The following is a 14701-nucleotide window of genomic DNA, read 5'->3' as shown; positions in this document are numbered from 1 at the left end:
ACCCCGTTTTAAAATTAAAGAAAACTCAAAGACTTGATTTTACCTTCCACGCAGATCTCATCCGGCAGCACGTTGCGCAGCATCAGGCCTTCCCCGGCGACGGCCACTTCCCCTTCCATCACGCTGACCCTTACCCCTGTCGAGCTGTATTCGATAATGCCGCGGTGGTTTTCAATATACAGCTTGATATCGCCGACCATGGTTATTTTGGGCATGTCCATCATTACATCGCCAGGCATTTCCAGAAAATCGGAAAACTGTTTTTTTACTTTCTTCCCTAAATCATGCAAAGCCATAAAAATCCCCTCCTGCAAAAATTTTATGCTTGCAAAGGGGCATAAAGTACTATTAATTGGCAGGCTATCCATTTACTGCAGCCCTGTATGTTTGAGATTGTGATCTTTTGTCAGCCACATTTTTACTTAAAAATTAAAACAAACGACATGTTTTTTAACAAAACGTCTGCTTGGAACATATTTTAGGTTAAAAGGATAATATATCCACGAGAGGAGTTTTTGAGTTGTTGGAGCAATTAAAAGCTAACACCGGCAAAACAGTCGTTATCGAGCTGGCCAACGGCAGGAAGATATCCGGAACAGTCCTGTCGGCGGACCAGCAGTATGTACGTCTTGAATCCGATGAGGGAATTGGCACCATACCTGTTCAGGCTGTATATATTGTCTGGGAAACACCCTCCCGGACTCTGAACATGGATGAAATCGCGGAAAAGTTAAGAGACAGCGTAAAAGCCGAAATAGCCTGCCAATCCTTCCCCGGCTTCACCTGCTCCCAAAGTTATATCTGCAGGCCGCCCGACACCTGCACCTTTTCCTTCAACTGCCCCGGCAGTTATGTACCAGGGGGCGGCGGCTCCACATGCACCGTACCAGGCGGCTTTGTCTGCGCCGGCACGCAGTTTTTCGGCATAGTGGGTCCCGGCCAGATGCAGCAGCAGCAGCCGGCAGCCGGTTTGGCCGGCCAGGGCCAGGACCCGCAGGCGCAAATAGCCTGCACCTCCTTCCCCGGCTTCAGCTGTGCCCGCAGCTATATCTGCCGGCCTCCTGACACCTGCACGTTTCGATTTGCCTGCCCCGGCAGTTACGCGCCCGCACCTCCTTCAGGCGGCGGCTGCCCGATCTTCGTCTGCGGGCCATTCCAGTTTGGCCAGCCCTGTGGGCCTTTCACGTTTGGGGGCTGTGGGCCCTTCCAGTTTGGTCAGCCCTGCACTTTCCTGTTCCAGTGCGGTCCTTTTCAATTCGGGCAGCCCTGCGGACCCTTCCAGTTTGGTCAGCCCTGCGGGCCATTCCAGTTTGGCCAGCCGTGTTCACCTTTTGTGTTCGGCGGATCGCAGTGCGGCGTACCTGGAGGCTTCGTTTGCAGCGGACAGCAGTTTATAGGGCTGGTAGGAGCGCCTCCCGGACCGATGGCGCAAAAACCGCCCCTGGCGCCAACGGAATTTTCAGTAAAGGATGACAGCAAGGACGAAGAAAAAAAAGAAACAAAGGAATAAGTTAATGGAGAAAACCGATCATCAAACCTGGCAGAATGAAATGGTAAAATTCATCGGGGAGTATACCGGGGAAAACCCCGGGTACTCCCCCCGGGACCTTGCCGTTGTTTTGGCAGAGAAGTTTTTTATCGACCCGGCAGACGCGTTAAAACTGGCGTCCCTGGCAGCAAACGAAACAGCCGCGGGCCGGGCAGGCCTGGCAGCTGTCGAGCTGAACCTTACCTTCAACTGCAACCTGACCTGCGCCTACTGTTTCATCCACGATAAAGGCGCACACGAGAGGATGTCCTTTGCCACGGCCAAAAACGCGGTTGACCTGCTGATGGAACGGGCGGCATATCCGTTTGTGAATATCACCTTTATCGGCGGCGAGCCTTTGCTGGAGTTTGACTTAATCAAACGGATCACCCCCTACGCGCTGGAGGCCGCCCAAAAGCGCGGCATAACAGTGACCTGGGCCATAACGTCCAACGGTACCCTGGTTAACGAAGAAATATTAAGATTTTTCGCCCACAACAAAATCAACATGCTCCTAAGCCTTGACGGGGGGCGGAAAAACCATGACCGCTACCGGAGGACCAAAAGCGGAGAGGGCACCTGGGACAAAATTGTTGATTTAATCCCCCTGATCAAGAGCTACCAGCCCTGGGTCGGGGTCAGGATGACAGTAAGCACCGAAGCGATAGACGATATGGAGGAGGATTTTAAAGTAATAGCGGGGCTGGGGGTTAATCAGTTTATTATCGCCCCGGCCCAGGGCGCGCAGTGCTGGAGCAAAGAGCAGATAGAGCGGTACGGGCTGAACCTGGTAAAAATACTGCGTTATTACCATTGTTTAAAACGCGAAGGTTACCCGATTTTTATCGAGGAGTTTGAAAAGGACGAAAATGAATACCGGGGCTGGGGGTGCCGGGCGGGCAGCACCTCGCTGGCCGTGGCGCCTAACGGGGATGTGAGCCCCTGTTCAAAGATGCTCGGCCTGACTGATGAAAAAGGGAAACATATCGTCGGCAATGTGAACACGGGAATTGACTATAAGCTGCTGAAGCCCTTCCAGGAGCCAATCTGCTATCAGCCCCGCTTCTGCAGGCAGTGCTCCAGGAAATGCACCGGCGGCTGCTATTCCGTTAACTTCGAGCAGACCGGAGACCACTTTACCGCTTCCGAGGAAAACTGCCTCTTCTGGGCAGTCTGCCAGGAAACCAAGCGGTTATCAAAAATGCTGAACATGAGCGGCGCAAGATGCCACGGATGTCATCCGGCATAAGCCCTTAGAGAATTTAGCAAAAATATTTAAAAATAACATACACTGTTAAATTTAAAATGTCAAAAGCTCAACCCTTACTGGGATGAGCTTTATTTCTTTAAGATCCTTCCGTAATTATAAAAGTAAGATAATCCTTTCAGAGGCCAAAAGCACCCTTATTTAAAACCAGCTTCCTCCGTTTTAATCATTTATTGAGGTAAAAAGCTGGTTGATGTTTTTTATATCTGCCATTCCGTTGACATATATTTCACCGTTGCTTCCTATTCGAACCTCAATGCGGTTTAATATCTTACTGAGATCCTGCTGCAGGGCTTTGTAGCGGGGGGTCAGGAAATGATATCTCTGATTTAAAGAACCAACCCAAGGCCTGCTTAAATCAGACAGTTCCTTAATATATTGGCCGTCTATCAATAGGTCTGTGACCGATAACAATTCACGCCACCCCGGGCGGTCATATTTATTAATCATTTCGAACAGATAGCCCGTAAACGTAACTACGGACAGGCCGTGTTTCTGCATGACACTGCCTAGTTGCGCCAGAGCTTCCGCCTGCTCGAAGGGTTCACCGCCAACAAAAGTCACCCCTTCAATATGAGACTCGTTTAGCACTGCCCCGGCAAGCTCCTCAACATCTACATCATGACCGCCTTCAAAAGGCCATGTATCTGGAAGAGCGCATCCGGGGCATCGAATCGGACAACCTTGAACCCAGATGCACGCCCTCTCTCCCGGTCCTTCCACCCTGGTTCTCGTGAGAAACTTATAAATACGTATTTTCATATCTAAAAATCCAATGTCCGGCCGCCACGGGAGGAAAGGATATCGCCCCCCGCCTGTTCGGTTTTTTTGGTATATTCAGAACGGTCCGCTTGGGGAGTAGCCGCCACGGCGCGGACATTCGCCCATTCCCTTATTCTCCCTATCTGTTCAGCCTGAGTGATAGATAGCGGCACAGTGTTTTCTATTGATTTTTCTATGTCCTCCATCGTAATACTGCGTTCATCGTAGAAAGCCTCGAAGAGTGCGGAGATTACTAACTGTTCGATTTCCGCCCCTACAAAACCTTCAGTTAGGTCAGCGAGTCTTTTGAAAGTATCTTCGTCCATTTTAAACTCGCCTATAACCTGGGGTTCAACCAGACGTTTTTTAAGATGGACCTTGAAGATATCAATTCTTTCATTTAATGTGGGCAGATCAACAAAGAATATCTCGTCAAAACGTCCTTTCCGCATAAACTCCGGAGGTAAAAGATGGATATTATTCGCAGTGGCAATGACAAAAACCGGTTTGTTTTTTTCCTGCATCCAGGTAAGAAAGGTACTGAACACGCGGCTTGAGGTGCCGCTGTCACCGGTAGATTCTGTCCCGCTAAATCCTTTTTCAATCTCGTCGATCCACAAAATGGAGGGGGCGATAGCTTCAGCGGTTTTAATAGCCTGGCGCATGTTTGCCTCGCTGCTGCCCACTATTCCGCTGAATATCTTTCCCAAATCTAAACGCAGCAGCGGGAGCTGCCACATTGCGCTTACGGCCTTGGCGGTCAGGCTCTTACCACAGCCGGGGACACCGGTAATCAGCACCCCTTTAGGGGGAAGAAGGCGGTACTTACGTGCGGAATCCAGCCATGATTTGTTGCGCTTTGTCAACCACCGCTTGAGGTTCTCCAAACCACCGACATCATCCATTCTGACATCAGTTTTGACGAACTCCAGGATTTCAGATTTTTTAATAATTTGGCGTTTTTCTTCCAGGATAACCTCTAAGTCTCCTATGTTAAGGCTTCCGTCTTCCACCATTGCCCGCGCAAATGAATTTTCAGCCTCGTATAAGGTGAGTCCCAAAGCAGCCCTCACCAGCCGGTCTTCTTCATCCGGCGCAAGTTCTATTGCTATCCTTCCGCTGCGCTTGTTGGTGTCTATCATTTCACGCAAGATATTTTTAATCTCTTCAAAGGAGGGGAGGTCAAAATCTACAATGGTTAGATCTTTTTGAAGTTCGTTCGGCAGAACTAAAAAAGGAGATACCAAAACGACGTTTTTTGGTTTGGAGCTCTGCTTCAGGACCGGGACCAGGTCACGAATCTTGCGAATAACCTGGAAATCGGGTGTCCTGCCCTGACCACCGAAAAAAACATGAAAGTCTTTAAGCACAAAAACGGCTGGCTCACTATAATTTTCGATGTACTCAAGCGCTTTTAGCGGAGATTTCGTTTCCTCCCGGCCTGGATTTCCCTCACCGGATATACCTGAGGTCATAGTCCAGGTAAAGAGTGCGCGGGAGGTTCTGATCAAGGATTCATCTTTAGTCACCATGGCGATAATAGCCAGGGCTCGATCTTCCTCCCAGGTGGGAATATATAAAAAAGGAAAGCGTGCCTTAAAGAGGTTGGCCAGCTGTATATTAAACGCATAATTTCTATCAGCAACCACTACAAAAATCCTCCTTGATTAATTTTCCCTATAGAGGGAACGAAATTTTTCTAATCATTCGACAAGATAGTAAAATTATCCTTTATTTCCAGCAGGAATTTACCATATGGTGGAGAAAGAGAGAAAATAATTATATAGTCTTTTAGTAAGGAAATAAAGTAATTCTTTAGAAAGAAGGATCAACGTGGGGATTGGTTTGATCATGGTGCCCATCGCCATTGCTATTGTCAGTGCGGTCAACATAAAAAAAGAAAATGTGGAGTCACAATCACTTAACATTCAGACCGTGTTCCGGGACGAAAATCTTCTACAGAAGGCGCTGCAAAATTATGGCTGCCGGTATGTGAGCCTTGGCAATAACATTGACTCCAATATAGACGGAAGCCGGATATTATTTCAACGCAACCAACAGGAAGTATTTGAAGCTGTATTCTCGGGACCGATTTCTCTTGAGTCCGCCCAGAGTTTTATAAACGACCTGCAGGCCGAATATACCAAAGAAGTGCAGCAGCAGGTGTACCGAAACCTCCTGGCCCGATCGCAGGAGCACGGTTTTGTTCTTGAGACAGAGGAGATCCAACAGGATAATTCTATTGTGCTAACCTTTAATATTCGATGAGGTGCAGTATGACAAAGAGGGTTAAAATTCAGGTTTTCCCCGACGGTCGTATCCAGGCCGAAGTCCAGGGAGTGAAAGGAAAGAAATGTACGGATTATATTCACATTCTGGAGGAGTTACTACAGGCGAAAACGGTAGATTCTAACTATACGGCCGAATACTACGAAAATGAAATATTGCAGGTTGAGACACCTCAGGAAATAAATATGGAAGGAAAGGTGAAATAGATGCCCTTAACATCCAGAGGCAAGAAATGGGAGATCTTAAATTCATTTTGGATAGTATTCACTTTGTTTATGATATTTGCCTGGATATCTTTCTTTTATATAGGGACAAAGGTTAAACAGCGTAAATGGATAATTTGGGGAGCAGTTTATTCTCTCCCTTTGATTCTTATGATTACAACGTCACCCTCAATTGTAGGGGACAGTTTTCAATTAAAGAACCTTGTATATGGTTCCATCGTTGGGTTGTGGGCGGGTTCCATAGCTCACGCCCTGTTTGTCCGCAAGGAATATCTACTGCGGCTTGACGCTTACCTGAATAATGAAAAAACTATGGATGATAAGTTAAAAGAGCAGTTTGCCCGTGAGTATCAAGTAAATCATTCCAAGTCTGCCGGCAGTATTAATCCACCTTTTCAGACTGCTTCAACTCCCGGCGCTTCAGTCCACCAACAAACTGCACCCCCTTCCGCACCCGCGCCTTCCGGTCCGTCTGCGTTGGTTGATATCAACAATGACCCCGAGGAAACAATTGCCTCTCTGCCTGGCGTTGGCGTAATACTTGCCAAAAAAGCATTAGGTTTACGGTTATCTAAAAACAGCTTCAAATCTATCGAGGAATTTGCAGAGGGATTGGGCCTTAAGCCCCACATTGTTGAGCAGTTGCGACCGCTTGTGGTTATCAATCCACTAAAGGACGTTAATGAAGATCCCGGTACTCCCGGCAGAATAATTGATTATTAATAACCTCAATACATCTGCAAATAGAATAAAAAGAGCTCAATAATATAAAAATGCTTGGCTTAACGCCAAGCATTGTTTTTGTGTTGATCAGTGGAATCTGCGTTTTCTAGCCGCCTCAGATTTTTTCTTCCTCCGCACACTGGGTTTCTCATAATGTTCATGCTTTCTCGCTTCAGCCAGAACACCAGCTTTTTGACAGGTACGCTTGAACCGCCGGAGGGCACTGTCCAGTGTTTCGTTTTTTCCAACTTTTACTTCCGCCACAATACTTTCCCTCCCTCCGCTTAAACCATAAAACACAACTTTGTCTAAAATCACTTTCCATAAACAAACACTAAACATTATACAACAGCTAAAAGCAAAGAGTCAACCAAAGTCTAAATTTACTTTCTTAATCTGTCAATTCTAAAGGTTGTCTCAGTCACTGGCAGCGCCTAACCCGGCGGCCACTGGAGCGCTCTGCCCGCCAAAAGATGGTAATGGATGTGGCTAACCGTCTGTCCCCCGTCGCGCCCGCAGTTGCACACCACGCGAAAGCCTTTTTCAGCGAATCCCATCTCCCGGGCGATACGCGCGGCGGTTACCATCAGCCGGCCCGCTGTTTCAATGTCTTCTTCGCCAAAATCAAGCGGCGAAGAAAAATGTTTTTTCGGGATCAGCAGGAGGTGGTCAGGAGCAACTGGTTTAACATCTTTAAAAACCACTAAATGCCCGTCTTCATAAACAATATCCGCTGGTATTTCTTTGCTGGCTATTTTACAAAAGATGCAATCCGACATATTTCCACCTCCCCCTTGAGGAAATTTGTTTTATAACTTTTATTCAACATATCAGCAATTAAATCCTTCATCCTGCTGATCAATAATTCTGCCTTCGATTATAGTCCCCTTCACCTTTTCTGCCTTCACCCGGACAATCTGTCCCGCCAGGCCTTCAGTCCCCGGAAAAACAACCTTGATATAGTTATCTGTATGTCCCTCAAAATAACCGGCGGCATCCTGGACAGGCTGCTCCGCCAGGACGCTTAAATCCTGGCCGAGATGCGACCTGGCAAATTGAGCCGTTAATTTTTTGCCCAGCTGGATTAGTTTGCGGCTGCGCTCATCTTTCAATGCTGGTTCCACCTGCCGGTCGAAACAGGCGGCGGGAGTCCTCTCGCGTGGTGAAAACTTGAAAACATGCAGCCCGCTGAACCCTATTCTTTTTATCAGCTCGAGTGTGCTCTGAAAATATTCTTCACTTTCGCCGGGAAATCCAACCATCACGTCAGTAGTTAAACCAAGCCCCGGGATATTTTCTTTCAGGACATCCACCAGCCGGAGATATTCCCAGGAGGTATACCTCCTGCCCATCATCCGGAGGACCTCGTCATTACCGCTCTGCAGCGGCACGTGCAGGTGGCGGCAGAATATTTCTGAACCTGACATGATGTCAACCAGCTCCAGAGTTATATCGTGCGGTTCGATAGAACTCAGCCTCAGCCTTACGAGCCCTGGTATGTCGAGCAGGCTTTTCAAGAGTCCGGCCAGGGTGATGCCGTTATCCAGGTCCACGCCGTAGGCCCCGGTATGGATGCCGGTTAAAACAATTTCTTTGTAGCCGGAGGCTACCAGTTTCCGGGCGGCGTCTATTACCCGGCCCGGATCCCTGCTGCGCAGCGGTCCCCTGGCATAAGGCACGATGCAGTAGGTGCAGAAATTACTGCAGCCTTCCTGTATTTTCAAAAACGCCCGCACCCTGCCCTGTATTGGCTGTACATAGATTTCCTCAAATGCATCCCCGTCCGCGTACTCGCTGACAGCGTTTACTGGGGCGCGCCCTTTAACCGCCTTCTCCACGAGGTCCACCAGCTTTGCCCTGTCCCTGGTGCCGACCACCAGGTCAACTCCCGGGATTTCCACGATCTCGCCCGGGGAAACCTGGGCATAACAGCCGGTCACCGCGACCACGGCGTCAGGATTGGCCTTCGCGGCCCGGCGGATCAACTGCCGCGACTTGCGGTCCCCCAGGTGGGTGACGGTACAGGTGTTTATTATGTAGACATCGGCTTCGCCTGCAAAGTCCACGACCTGGTAACCCCGCTCCTGGAAAAGCCCGGCCAGGGAGGCTGACTCATACTGGTTGACCTTGCATCCCAGGGTGTATACCGCCACCCTCTTCTTTGTCATTGACCATCCCTCCGAGATCTCCCCACCGGCAGAGGACCATTGTCAAAACAGCGATGCCGGCAGTCTCTGTACGAAGAATACGCGGCCCCAGTGTTACCGGCCGGACGCCCGCCGACCGCGCCTGTTCGACCTCAGCGGGGGTAAAACCTCCCTCGGGGCCGATAAATACATATATTTCCACAACCGCGTTGTTATTATACAAAATATCTTTTAGCGAAACTGTATTTTCTTCCTCCCAGGGAATGAGCGCCACACATTGCTCCGGCAGTCCGGCCAGCACACCGTCCAGTTCCGCCGGCTCGCTTACCTCGGGCACATCCGGGCGGCGGCACTGTTTTGCCGCCTCAAGGGCTATCCGCTGCCAGCGCTCAACTTTCCTGGACATGCGCTCGCCTTCCAGTTTAACCACAGCCCGCCGGCAGATCAGGGGGATAACCCGGCTGACACCGAGCTCGGTCCCCTTTTGTATAATTATATCCATTTTGTCGCCCTTGGGAATGCCCTGCACGAGGGTAACCTTCACGGGGCAGGCCGGGGCCGTCATAAGCTCTTTTATAATCCCGCAGACGACCTCGTCCCTGCCGGAGCTTTGGATCTCAGCCTCGTAGGACCTGCCCCTGCCGTCAAGGACAACAACAGTACTGCCTGCCCCCAGGCGGAGGACTCTTGTTATATGTACCACGTCCGGCCCTGTTATGCGGGCCAGGCCATCTTTAATGCTGCCGGGGTCCACAAAAAAGCGGGGGGCGTTAGTCTCTTTCATTTGCCCTGCGCTCTTCGGCTCGTCACGGTCTCTCCCCCGATACCCCAGTTGTCCGTGTCGACTTCTTCAATTACAACTACCGTGGTTTGCGGGTTTTTTCCCAGCGTGTCCGCCAGCAGCCTGGTGACCCCCTGGATAAGTTTGGCTTTTTGTTCCGCGGTGGCCCCTTCATTTGTTATTTTTATATTGACGAATGGCATTACTTAACACCTCCCTATTTTCAACAGATTAGCTCTCTTTCCTGGCCACAAGGGCGATCCACAGCCCGTCCTCCAGGTCCTCGCATACTGAAAGGCCGGCTGCTTCAAGCGCCCTCCGCACCATATCCGCCTTCTCCCGGATAATCCCGGAAGCGATAAAGACCCCGCCGGGTTTGAGAATGGCCGCGGCCTGGGGAGCAAAGCCGGCGATAACGTCGGCAATGATATTGGCGACAACCAGGTCGGCCCCGTTTTCCAGGAGCTCCGCCAGGTTGCCCTGTCTTACGCTGACCACGCCGCCGGCATTATTTCTTTCGACATTTTCCGCCGCCGTCTTGCAGGCCACCGGATCCAGGTCGACCGCGTACACCCGTCCCGCTCCGAGCCTGGCCGCCGCCACGGCCAGGATGCCTGAACCTGTCCCTATGTCGTACACAGTGATGCCCGTCCGCACATATTTTTCAAGCAGCGTCAGGCAGAGCGCAGTCGTGGCGTGGGTGCCGCAGCCAAAAGCCATGCCGGGGTCCATTTCGATGACGAGATCGCCTTCCAGCGGTTGATATTCCTCCCAGGACGGTTTTATCACCAGCCGCCGCCCTACACGCACAGTCTTATAATACTTTTTCCATGCCTCGGCCCAATCTTCCTCAGCCACGGCACGCGTCGCTATTTCAGGCATGGGGGCAAGGCCCAGCTGGCTTACCAGGCTTCTTATTTCTTCAACCCTGCCTGGCCAGCCGTCCTCCAAGGGCAGGTAGGCTTTTACCAGGCTCAGGCCGTTCTCTTCCGGTTGTTCCGAGACAGCCCATTCGTCAGGATGTGTTTTACGTTCGTATTGAAGAATAAGGGCGGGATCTTCTATAACAACCCCGCCAGCGCCCATTTCTATAAAAATTTCCGAAACCGGCTCGACCCCGTCGGCAGGGGTGCGCACCGCGATTTCCAACCATTCCACAATCATATCCTCCATATCGTGTCAAGGGGACGGTTCTTCTGACACGATCGTGTCAAGGGGACGGTTCTTCTGACACGCTACATTAACGAGTGCCGGTTTAAGTACCGGTCAGGAACCTAACCAGTAAGCCCTTATGCGGTATTTAAGAAATTCCCCGTTATCTAATTCAGTATATATCGTGTCAAGGGGACGGTTCTTCTGACACGATCGTGTCAAGGGGACGGTTCTTCTGACACGCTCCATTAACGAGTGCCGGTTTAAGTACCGGTCAGGAACCTAACCAGTAAGCCCTTATGCGGTATTAAGAAATTCCCCGTTATCTAATTCAGTATAAAAACGTGTCAAGAGAACCGTCCCCTTGACACACTTTTCGCACTCTGTGCAAGCTAACCCATGAAAGCGTCCTTAACCTTCTCAAAAATGCTTTTGTCAGCCTGTGGTATATTCTGGTGTTCTCCGCCCATTTTGGCGAAGTCCTTCAGCAGGCTTTTCTGCTTCTCGCTCAGCTTGGTCGGAGTCACGACCTTGACCAGGACGTGCTGGTCTCCGCGGCCAAACCCGCTCACGTTAGGCACGCCTTTGCCCTTCATCCGGAAAATCGTCCCGGACTGGGTCCCTTCAGGCACTTTTAATTTTGCAGTGCCTTCCAGTGTGGGCACTTCCAGTTCATCGCCCAGGGCTGCCTGGACAAATGAAATGGGCAGCTCGCAGATCAGGTCGTCGCCTTCCCTCTTGAATACTTTGTGCGGTTTAACGTGAATATAAACGTACAGGTCGCCCCTTGGGCCTCCCCTTGTCCCGGATTCACCTTCACCGGCGACGCGCAGGCGGGAACCGTTATCAACTCCCGGCGGGACTTTAACCTTTATGCTGCGCATTCTCCTGGTCTGCCCGGTACCGCGGCAGGTGGGGCAAGGCTTCTCAATAATTTTCCCAGTGCCGCGGCAGCGGTCACAGGTATGTGACTGGACAATACGGCCAAAAGGTGTGTTTTGGGCAAACTGGACCTGGCCAGTCCCGCCGCAGGCGCTGCATGTCGCCGGCTTGCTGCCTGCCGCGGCCCCGCTGCCTCCGCAAGTGCCGCAGGTCTCGGTGCGCGCGACCTTGATTTCGCGTTCCAGGCCAAAAGCAGCCTCATTTAAGGTTAATTCAAGCTCAGCCCTTATATCCGCGCCTTTTTCAGGGCCGGAACGCCTGCGGCCGGAGCTCCCGAAAAACATTTCAAAAATATCTCCAAGGCCGCCGAAGTCGCCAAAGCCGTTAAAACCGCCAAAACCCTGCCCGTCAACTCCCGCATGTCCAAAGCGGTCGTAATTCTCTCTCTTTTCAGGATCGCTCAAGACCACGTAAGCCTCGCTGATTTCCTTAAACTTGGCCTCCGCGTTGGGGTCATCGGGATTGGCGTCGGGGTGATACTTGCGCGCCAGCTTTCGGTAAGCCTTTTTTATCTCGTCCGTGGAAGCGCTGCGGGATACACCCAGCAGTTCATAATAATCCTGCTTCGCCATCAGTCCACCACCTTGTCAAAATAAACAAAGCAAAGGGGAACCATGATTCCCCTGAAAAGGTATACTAGTCTCTACGATATACTATTATATACGATCTTGCAGAAATGGTACAAATATAAACTTCACATCGGAAACATTAAATGAGCCGTGGGCCGTGAGTTGTATTGAAGTTATTTTGCTGTAGGGCTGGATTTATCCCGCCGCAAAGTGTCGACATATTAATACTGCTCCATGGCGTTGAAACCAGCTGCTCATCATGTGAGGGCAACAGGTGCGGCAGAAGCCGTACGTTGGTCGGCTGAAGCCGGCCCTACATCTCACGTCTCAAGTCTCATTCCAAATGCGGCAACAGAGACCGTCCCCGGTGTCGCAACCGGGAACAGTCCACACGCTTACCGTGTCAGAAGAACCGTCCCCTTGACACGATCGTGTCAAGAGAACCGTCCCCGTGACACGCTATTTGTCTTCTTTGACCTCGTAGTCGGCGTCAACGACATTGTCCTTGGGGTCCTGCCCGGCAGCGCCGCCAGTGCCGGCGCCATCTCCGGCCTGGCCCTGAGCCGCCTGCTCCTGCCCTGTTTTCTGGTACATGGCAGCAGTCAGCTCGTAGAGAGGACCGGTCAGCGCCTCCAACTTGGTTTTAATCATTCCTGTGTCGGTGCCCTTCAAAGCTTCTTTCAGCTCGTCTGTGGCAGTCTGGAGTTTTTCTATAGCCGCGGCGTCAGCCTTGTCCTTGAAGTCCTTGATGGTCTTTTCCGCCTGGTAGACCATACTGTCGGCCTGGTTTCTGATCTCTACCTGTTCTTTTCGCTCCTTGTCCTCGGCAGCGTGCTGCTCTGCTTCTTTAACCATCCTGTTTATATCGTTTTCTTCAAGTTTAGTGGTAGCGGTGATGGTCATACTTTGCTCTTTGCCGGTGCCCATGTCCTTGGCCGAAACGTTAACGATGCCGTTAACGTCGATATCAAATTTTACCTCGATCTGGGGCACACCCCTAGGCGCCGGCGGGATCCCGGTGAGGGTAAACCTGCCCAGGGTCTTGTTGTCCGCGGCCATCGCCCTCTCACCCTGGATCACATGTATTTCAACAGTGGTCTGCCCGTCAGCCGCCGTGGAGAAAGTCTGTCCCTTGGAGGTCGGGATTGTCGTGTTGCGCTCGATCAGCCTGGTAAACACACCGCCCAGCGTTTCAATACCCAGGGACAGCGGCGTCACATCCAGCAGCAAAACGTCCTTGACCTCACCGGCCAGGACACCCGCCTGGATGGCGGCGCCGATAGCGACGCACTCGTCGGGGTTAATACCCTTGTGGGATTCCTTGCCCAAAAACTTGCGGATGGCTTCCTGCACAGCCGGCATCCGGGTAGCGCCGCCCACGAGCAGGATCTTGTCGATGTCTTTCGGCTCCAGCCCGGAGTCTGAAAGCGCCTGGCGGGTCGGGCCCATGGTTTTTTCCAGCAGGTCTGCCGTCATTTCCTCAAACTTGGCTCTGGAAAGGTTGATGTCCAGGTGTTTTGGCCCGCTGGCGTCAGCCGAGATAAACGGCAAATTGATATTAGTCGTGGCCACTCCGGAAAGCTCGATCTTCGCTTTTTCAGCAGCCTCTTTCAGGCGCTGCATGGCCATCTTGTCGTTGCGCAGGTCGATACCGGACTCTTTTTTAAACTCCGTGGCCAGGTAGTCGATAACCCTCTGGTCGAAGTCGTCGCCGCCCAGCCGGTTGTTGCCACTGGTGGCCTTGACCTCGAAAACTCCGTCTCCCAGCTCCAGGATGGAAACGTCAAATGTGCCGCCGCCGAGGTCGTAAACCAATATTGTCTGCTCCTCTTCCTTGTCCAGCCCGTAGGCCAGCGCGGCCGCGGTCGGCTCGTTGATGATGCGCAGCACTTCCAGGCCGGCGATCTTACCAGCGTCCTTGGTAGCCTGGCGCTGGGAATCGCTGAAATAGGCCGGCACGGTAATAACCGCCTTGTCCACTTTGCCGCCCAGGTAGGCTTCGGCGTCCGCCTTAAGCTTTTGCAGGATCATCGCCGATATTTCCTGCGGCGTGTAGTTTTTATCGTCAATGGTAACCTTATAGTCGGTACCCATATGGCGTTTTATAGAGCTAACCGTGCGGTCCGGGTTGCTCACCGCCTGCCTTTTGGCCACCTGCCCGAGCAGCCTCTCTCCGGTCTTGGAGAAACCCACCACCGATGGAGTGGTCCTCGCTCCCTCAGCGTTTGGAATTACCACCGCTTCGCCGCCCTCCATCACAGCCACACAGGAGTTGGTGGTGCCCAGATCTATTCCTATTACTTTAGACATTGCTTAT

General features: G+C 51.5%; 16 protein-coding genes. 5 read left to right on the top strand and 11 right to left on the bottom strand.

The features are described from left to right. Positions 1–14: 14 nt before the first annotated feature. Complete coding sequence (gene yqfC, locus ACOBQJ_RS14580; protein WP_421072499.1) at positions 15–296, bottom strand: sporulation protein YqfC; 282 nt, start codon at positions 294–296, stop codon at positions 15–17. Between the two features lie 224 nt (positions 297–520). On the opposite strand from yqfC, the gene ACOBQJ_RS14575 reads away from it, so the two are divergent. Then, positions 521–1510: a hypothetical protein gene (locus ACOBQJ_RS14575; protein WP_421072498.1), complete on the top strand. Its 990-nt coding sequence runs from the start codon at positions 521–523 to the stop codon at positions 1508–1510. 4 nt (positions 1511–1514) lie between these two features. Beyond that, complete coding sequence (locus ACOBQJ_RS14570) at positions 1515–2777, top strand: radical SAM protein (RefSeq protein ID WP_421072497.1); 1263 nt, start codon at positions 1515–1517, stop codon at positions 2775–2777. 180 nt (positions 2778–2957) lie between these two features. Here ACOBQJ_RS14570 and ACOBQJ_RS14565 read toward each other — a convergent pair whose 3' ends face one another. Then, positions 2958–3557: a 4Fe-4S single cluster domain-containing protein gene (locus ACOBQJ_RS14565; RefSeq protein ID WP_421072496.1), complete on the bottom strand. Its 600-nt coding sequence runs from the start codon at positions 3555–3557 to the stop codon at positions 2958–2960. A gap of 2 nt (positions 3558–3559) precedes the next feature. Further along, complete coding sequence (locus tag ACOBQJ_RS14560; RefSeq protein ID WP_421072495.1) at positions 3560–5206, bottom strand: AAA family ATPase; 1647 nt, start codon at positions 5204–5206, stop codon at positions 3560–3562. A 184-nt stretch (positions 5207–5390) separates the two neighbouring features. Here ACOBQJ_RS14560 and ACOBQJ_RS14555 point away from each other — a divergent pair, with 184 nt between their 5' ends. The 3 genes from ACOBQJ_RS14555 to ACOBQJ_RS14545 all read left to right on the top strand — a co-directional run bounded on the left by ACOBQJ_RS14555 (position 5391) and on the right by ACOBQJ_RS14545 (position 6793). Further along, a complete protein-coding gene (locus ACOBQJ_RS14555; RefSeq protein WP_421072494.1) occupies positions 5391–5825 on the top strand; it encodes a hypothetical protein in 435 nt (144 codons plus the stop codon). Positions 5826–5833: 8 nt separating this feature from the next. After that, positions 5834–6052, top strand: coding sequence for a DUF2997 domain-containing protein (locus tag ACOBQJ_RS14550; protein ID WP_421072493.1), 219 nt, complete (start codon positions 5834–5836; stop codon positions 6050–6052). Positions 6053–6220: 168 nt separating this feature from the next. Then, entirely contained in the window at positions 6221–6793 is a 573-nt protein-coding gene (locus ACOBQJ_RS14545) for a ComEA family DNA-binding protein (RefSeq protein ID WP_421072492.1), read from the top strand. 87 nt (positions 6794–6880) lie between these two features. On the opposite strand, the gene rpsU is transcribed toward ACOBQJ_RS14545, so the two are convergent. From rpsU to dnaK, 8 genes are all read right to left on the bottom strand, one after another. Then, the gene (gene rpsU / locus ACOBQJ_RS14540) at positions 6881–7057 is read right to left on the bottom strand and encodes a 30S ribosomal protein S21 (RefSeq protein WP_134213427.1); all 177 of its coding nucleotides are present in this window, start codon (positions 7055–7057) and stop codon (positions 6881–6883) included. Positions 7058–7227: 170 nt separating this feature from the next. Beyond that, the gene (locus tag ACOBQJ_RS14535) at positions 7228–7572 is read right to left on the bottom strand and encodes a histidine triad nucleotide-binding protein (RefSeq protein ID WP_421072491.1); all 345 of its coding nucleotides are present in this window, start codon (positions 7570–7572) and stop codon (positions 7228–7230) included. 51 nt (positions 7573–7623) lie between these two features. Then, positions 7624–8961, bottom strand: coding sequence for a tRNA (N(6)-L-threonylcarbamoyladenosine(37)-C(2))-methylthiotransferase MtaB (mtaB, locus tag ACOBQJ_RS14530; protein WP_421072490.1), 1338 nt, complete (start codon positions 8959–8961; stop codon positions 7624–7626). After that, on the bottom strand, positions 8906–9724 hold the full coding sequence (locus tag ACOBQJ_RS14525) for a 16S rRNA (uracil(1498)-N(3))-methyltransferase (protein WP_421072489.1): 819 nt from the start codon (positions 9722–9724) through the stop codon (positions 8906–8908). Before ACOBQJ_RS14525 ends, mtaB begins: the two co-directional genes overlap by 56 nt. Next, a complete protein-coding gene (locus ACOBQJ_RS14520) occupies positions 9721–9924 on the bottom strand; it encodes a tautomerase family protein (protein WP_421072488.1) in 204 nt (67 codons plus the stop codon). Before ACOBQJ_RS14520 ends, ACOBQJ_RS14525 begins: the two co-directional genes overlap by 4 nt. A gap of 28 nt (positions 9925–9952) precedes the next feature. Then, positions 9953–10879 (bottom strand): 50S ribosomal protein L11 methyltransferase, encoded by a 927-nt coding sequence (gene prmA / locus ACOBQJ_RS14515; protein WP_421072487.1) that lies wholly within the window; start codon positions 10877–10879, stop codon positions 9953–9955. 386 nt (positions 10880–11265) lie between these two features. Then, complete coding sequence (gene dnaJ / locus ACOBQJ_RS14510; protein WP_421072486.1) at positions 11266–12387, bottom strand: molecular chaperone DnaJ; 1122 nt, start codon at positions 12385–12387, stop codon at positions 11266–11268. A gap of 456 nt (positions 12388–12843) precedes the next feature. Further along, positions 12844–14694, bottom strand: coding sequence for a molecular chaperone DnaK (gene dnaK, locus ACOBQJ_RS14505; protein ID WP_421072485.1), 1851 nt, complete (start codon positions 14692–14694; stop codon positions 12844–12846). Between the last annotated feature and the right edge of the window lie 7 nt (positions 14695–14701).

This window comes from Pelotomaculum propionicicum, from assembly GCF_048984525.1.
GTDB lineage: Bacteria > Bacillota > Desulfotomaculia > Desulfotomaculales > Pelotomaculaceae > Syntrophopropionicum > Syntrophopropionicum propionicicum_A.
This window is presented reverse-complemented; position numbering and strand designations above follow the sequence as displayed.

What these genes read in the sequence shown, in the direction of transcription:
- ACOBQJ_RS14520 (WP_421072488.1), bottom strand. Translation starts at nt 9,924, where the DNA reads ATGCCATTCGTCAATATAAAAATAACAAATGAAGGGGCCACCGCGGAA.
- dnaK (WP_421072485.1), bottom strand. Translation starts at nt 14,694, where the DNA reads ATGTCTAAAGTAATAGGAATAGATCTGGGCACCACCAACTCCTGTGTG.
- dnaJ (WP_421072486.1), bottom strand. Translation starts at nt 12,387, where the DNA reads ATGGCGAAGCAGGATTATTATGAACTGCTGGGTGTATCCCGCAGCGCT.
- yqfC (WP_421072499.1), bottom strand. Translation starts at nt 296, where the DNA reads ATGGCTTTGCATGATTTAGGGAAGAAAGTAAAAAAACAGTTTTCCGAT.
- mtaB (WP_421072490.1), bottom strand. Translation starts at nt 8,961, where the DNA reads ATGACAAAGAAGAGGGTGGCGGTATACACCCTGGGATGCAAGGTCAAC.
- ACOBQJ_RS14565 (WP_421072496.1), bottom strand. Translation starts at nt 3,557, where the DNA reads ATGAAAATACGTATTTATAAGTTTCTCACGAGAACCAGGGTGGAAGGA.
- ACOBQJ_RS14545 (WP_421072492.1), top strand. Translation starts at nt 6,221, where the DNA reads ATGATTACAACGTCACCCTCAATTGTAGGGGACAGTTTTCAATTAAAG.
- ACOBQJ_RS14550 (WP_421072493.1), top strand. Translation starts at nt 5,834, where the DNA reads ATGACAAAGAGGGTTAAAATTCAGGTTTTCCCCGACGGTCGTATCCAG.
- ACOBQJ_RS14535 (WP_421072491.1), bottom strand. Translation starts at nt 7,572, where the DNA reads ATGTCGGATTGCATCTTTTGTAAAATAGCCAGCAAAGAAATACCAGCG.
- ACOBQJ_RS14525 (WP_421072489.1), bottom strand. Translation starts at nt 9,724, where the DNA reads ATGAAAGAGACTAACGCCCCCCGCTTTTTTGTGGACCCCGGCAGCATT.
- ACOBQJ_RS14570 (WP_421072497.1), top strand. Translation starts at nt 1,515, where the DNA reads ATGGAGAAAACCGATCATCAAACCTGGCAGAATGAAATGGTAAAATTC.